Source organism: Streptomyces sp. WELS2 (genome assembly GCF_013870595.1).
GTDB lineage: Bacteria > Actinomycetota > Actinomycetes > Streptomycetales > Streptomycetaceae > Streptomyces.
Genome location: NZ_JACBWZ010000563.1, coordinates 1 through 4,225, shown reverse-complemented (window position 1 = coordinate 4,225; position 4,225 = coordinate 1). Strand labels below are relative to the sequence as shown.

At 72.6% G+C, this 4,225-nt stretch carries 3 protein-coding genes and 1 pseudogene; 3 read left to right on the top strand and 1 reads right to left on the bottom strand.

Annotation, left to right across the window (positions count from 1 at the left end; all coding sequences use genetic code 11):
• Positions 1-224 (bottom strand): annotated as a pseudogene (locus H5J33_RS25705) (hypothetical protein); the annotation flags it as partial.
• Between the two features lie 140 nt (positions 225-364).
• Here H5J33_RS25705 and mtnA point away from each other — a divergent pair.
• The 3 genes from mtnA to mtrB all read left to right on the top strand — a co-directional run.
• Positions 365-1,510: an S-methyl-5-thioribose-1-phosphate isomerase gene (gene mtnA / locus H5J33_RS25700; protein WP_181797243.1), complete on the top strand. Its 1,146-nt coding sequence runs from the start codon at positions 365-367 to the stop codon at positions 1,508-1,510.
• Positions 1,511-1,747: 237 nt separating this feature from the next.
• Positions 1,748-2,437, top strand: coding sequence for a two-component system response regulator MtrA (gene mtrA / locus H5J33_RS25695; RefSeq protein WP_187279108.1), 690 nt, complete (start codon positions 1,748-1,750; stop codon positions 2,435-2,437).
• Between the two features lies 1 nt (position 2,438).
• Positions 2,439-4,225, top strand: a 1,787-nt coding sequence (mtrB, locus tag H5J33_RS25690; RefSeq protein WP_181797242.1) for an MtrAB system histidine kinase MtrB, incomplete at its 3' end; no start/stop codon positions are given.

Sequence of the window (4,225 nt, the reverse complement as noted above, 5' to 3'; positions counted from 1 at the left end):
GTCCCGGGCGCCCCGGGCGTCCCGGGGGCGCCGGTGGGCGCCGACCACTGACCGGGTGGCGGCTGCTCCTTGGACCATTTCACGCCCGTGCCCTGCGGGTCCGCGCCCGGCTGCTGCGCGGGACCGGGGCGGTCGGCGGGCTCGGCGGGGCCGGACGCACCGGGTTCCCGCCCCTCGGACGACGGGGCGGATCCGGGCGAGGCCCAGCCCGGAGTGTCAGTCATCGAAGCTCCTTCTCGGTGCCCGTCCGCGGTCGCGGCGGCGGGTTGCCAGCCATCGTGCCATGGGCCGGTCACCGGGGTACCGGCCGCAGTGGGGAGGGGACTTCTTCAATTGTCCGCCGGATCCGGGGCAGACTGACGGCATGGCTGATCAGCAGGCGCGAACCAGCGGGGACAAGCGGCCGACCGGGATACCGGCGATCCGATGGGAGGAACCACCCGAGGGCCCTGTACTGGTCGTCCTCGACCAGACGAGACTGCCGGCCGAAGAGGTCGAGTTGGTGTGCACGGACGCGTCGGCGCTGGTGGAGGCGATCCGCTCGCTCGCCGTGCGCGGGGCGCCGCTGCTCGGGATCGCGGGTGCGTACGGCGTCGCGCTCGCCGCCGCGCGTGGCTTCGACGTGCCCGAGGCGGCGCGGACGCTGGAAGGGGCCAGGCCCACCGCGGTGAACCTGTCCGTCGGGGTGCGCCGGGCCGAGTCCGCGCACCAGGTGGCGCTGGCCCGCACCGGTGACCCCACCGCGGCCGCCGTGGCGGCACTGGCCGCGGCACGGGCGCTGCACCAGGAGGACACCGAGGCCAGCGCGCGGATGGCGGCCCACGGGCTGACGCTGCTGGACGAACTGCTGCCGGCCGGGGGGCACCGCATCCTGACCCACTGCAACACCGGTTCGCTGGTGTCGGGCGGGGAGGGCACGGCGTTCGCGGTGGCGCTCGCCGCGCACCGGGCGGGGCGACTGCGGCGGCTGTGGGTGGACGAGACACGGCCGTTGTTGCAGGGGGCGCGCCTGACGGCGTACGAAGCGGCCCGCAGCGGCATGCCGTACACCCTGCTCACCGACAACGCGGCGGGTTCGCTGTTCGCGGCGGGTGAGGTGGACGCGGTGCTGATCGGGGCGGACCGGATCGCGGCAGACGGTTCGGTGGCGAACAAGGTGGGCAGCTATCCGCTGGCCGTGCTCGCCCGGTACCACCATGTGCCGTTCATCGTGGTGGCCCCGGTGACGACGTTCGATCCGGACACTCCCGACGGGGCGTCCATCGAGGTCGAGCAGCGGCCCGGCTTCGAGGTGACCGAGGTCGTGGCACCCCAGGTGGCGGCGACCGGCGCGGCAGGCGGGATACCGGTGGCGCCGCTGGGGACGCAGGCGTACAACCCGGCGTTCGACGTGACGCCCCCCGAGCTGGTGACGGCCATCGTCACCGAGGAGGGAGCCGTCTCCCCGGTGACCGCCGAGTCCCTCGCCGCGCTCTCCGCCCGGTCGCGCCACACCGCGGACCCCGTGTAACCGGGCCGCCGTCCGGCGGCCGGGGGCAGACAGCGGTGCCCCTCTGCCCGCGTCGATGCGCGAGGAGAGGGGCCGTGACATCCGGCGGCCGCGTCAAGCGGCGGATTCCGGACCCCTGACATCCACCGCCGACATCGATGCCGACGGACAGGGGCAGACAGTGACGGTCCCCTACGACTATCGTCACCGGCCAGTGACCTGCCTCACCAGCGCCCCGGTCACCGTTACGAGAATGGGATGATGTCGTTTATGAAGGGACGAGTCCTTGTCGTCGACGACGACACCGCACTGGCCGAGATGCTCGGGATCGTGCTGCGTGGTGAAGGTTTTGAGCCGTCTTTCGTAGCCGACGGCGACAAGGCGCTGGCCGCTTTCCGTGAGAGCAAGCCCGATCTGGTGCTGCTCGACCTGATGCTGCCCGGACGGGACGGTATCGAGGTGTGCCGGCTGATCCGGGCGGAGTCCGGGGTGCCGATCGTGATGCTCACGGCCAAGAGCGACACCGTGGATGTCGTGGTGGGCCTGGAGTCGGGCGCGGACGACTACATCGTCAAGCCGTTCAAGCCCAAGGAGCTGGTGGCCCGGATCCGGGCCCGGCTGCGCAGGTCGGAGGAGCCGGCGCCGGAGCAGCTGACCATCGGTGACCTGGTCATCGATGTCGCCGGGCACTCGGTGAAGCGGGACGGGCAGTCGATAGCGCTGACCCCGCTGGAGTTCGACCTGCTGGTGGCGCTCGCGCGCAAGCCGTGGCAGGTGTTCACCCGGGAGGTGCTGCTCGAGCAGGTGTGGGGTTATCGCCACGCCGCCGACACGCGGCTCGTCAACGTGCATGTCCAGCGGCTGCGCTCCAAGGTCGAGAAGGACCCGGAGCGGCCGGAGATCGTGGTGACCGTCCGTGGTGTCGGTTACAAGGCCGGACCGAGCTGACATGTCCGGGGACAGTGCCGCTTCGGTTCCCGGCGGGCCCGGGACCCGTCCGGGGCGGCCTGTCGGCCGGACGGCGGTGGGTGCGCGCCTGAGGAGGCTGTTCGAGGGCGGGCTGCCGCACGGCGGAGTGCAGGGCAGCCCGGTCCTGCGGCTGTTCCTGCGCTGGGTGCGCCGTCCGCTGCTGCCCGTGATGCGGCTGTGGCGGCGCAACATCCAGCTCAGGGTCGTCGCGACGACCCTGGTGATGTCGCTGGGCGTCGTCCTGCTGCTGGGCTTCGTGGTGATCGGGCAGGTGCGCAACGGCCTGCTGGACGCCAAGGTCAAGGCGTCGCAGAGCCAGGCCACGGGCGGGTTCGCGGTGGCCAAGCAGAAGGCCGACGAGGCGGCGAGCGGCACGGGCGCCGGCGGGGCGGCCGGGACCGGTGACGGTACGGCGACCGCCGACGGACGGCAGTCGCAGAACGTCATCCAGTGGATGAGCGACCTCGTGGAGTCGCTGTCCAGCGGTGGCGCGGGCGCCTTCGACGTGGTGACGCTGCCCGTCGGCGACGACAGCGGCGGCGGCCGCAGCCCGCGTGGCTCCGGGAACGTCAACCCGACCTCCAGCGTGCCCGCCGAGCTGCGCGAGCGGGTCAACAGCGGTACGACGGCCGTGCAGAGCAACACACGGATCGTCTACTTCGGCGGCAAGGAGTCGCAGCCGGGGCTGGCCATCGGCAAGCAGGTCAACGACCCGAACGGCCGCCCGTACGAGCTGTACTACCTCTTCCCGCTCACGCAGGAGGAGAAGTCCCTGAGCCTGGTCAAGGGCACCCTGGCCACGGCGGGGCTGTTCGTCGTGGTCCTGCTCGGCGCCATCGCCTGGCTGGTGGTGCGGCAGGTGGTCACGCCGGTGCGGATGGCGGCCGGGATCGCGGAGCGGCTGTCCGCCGGGCGGCTGCAGGAGCGGATGAAGGTCACCGGCGAGGACGACATCGCGCGCCTGGGCGAGGCCTTCAACAAGATGGCTCAGAACCTCCAGGTCAAGATCCAGCAGCTGGAGGAGCTGTCGCGGATGCAGCGGCGGTTCGTCTCCGACGTCTCGCACGAGCTGCGCACCCCGCTGACCACCGTCCGGATGGCCGCCGACGTCATCCACGAGGCGCGCGAGGACTTCGATCCGGTGACCGCTCGGTCGGCCGAGCTGCTCGCCGACCAGCTGGACCGGTTCGAGTCGCTGCTCGCGGACCTGCTGGAGATCAGCCGGTTCGACGCCGGCGCCGCCGCGCTGGAGGCCGAGCCGATAGACCTCAGGGAGGTCGTCCGGCGGGTCGTCAGCGGCGCCGAGCCGCTCGCCGAGCGCAAGGGCACGCACATACGGGTGGTCGGTGACCAGCAGCCCGTCGTCGCCGAGGCGGACGCCCGGCGTGTGGAGCGGGTCCTGCGCAACCTCGTCGTCAACGCGGTCGAGCACGGCGAGGGCAAGGACGTCGTCGTCAAGCTCGCCGCCGCGGGCGGAGCGGTGGCCGTCGCCGTACGGGACTACGGCGTCGGCCTGAAGCCCGGCGAGGCGACCCGGGTCTTCAGCCGTTTCTGGCGGGCCGACCCGGCACGCGCGCGTACCACCGGCGGCACCGGCCTCGGGCTGTCGATCGCCCTGGAGGACGCGCGGCTGCACGGCGGCTGGCTGCAGGCCTGGGGTGAACCCGGCGGCGGCTCCCAGTTCCGGCTGACGCTGCCGAGGACCGCGGACGAGCCGCTGCGGGGCTCGCCGATACCGCTGGAGCCCAAGGACTCACGCCGTAACCG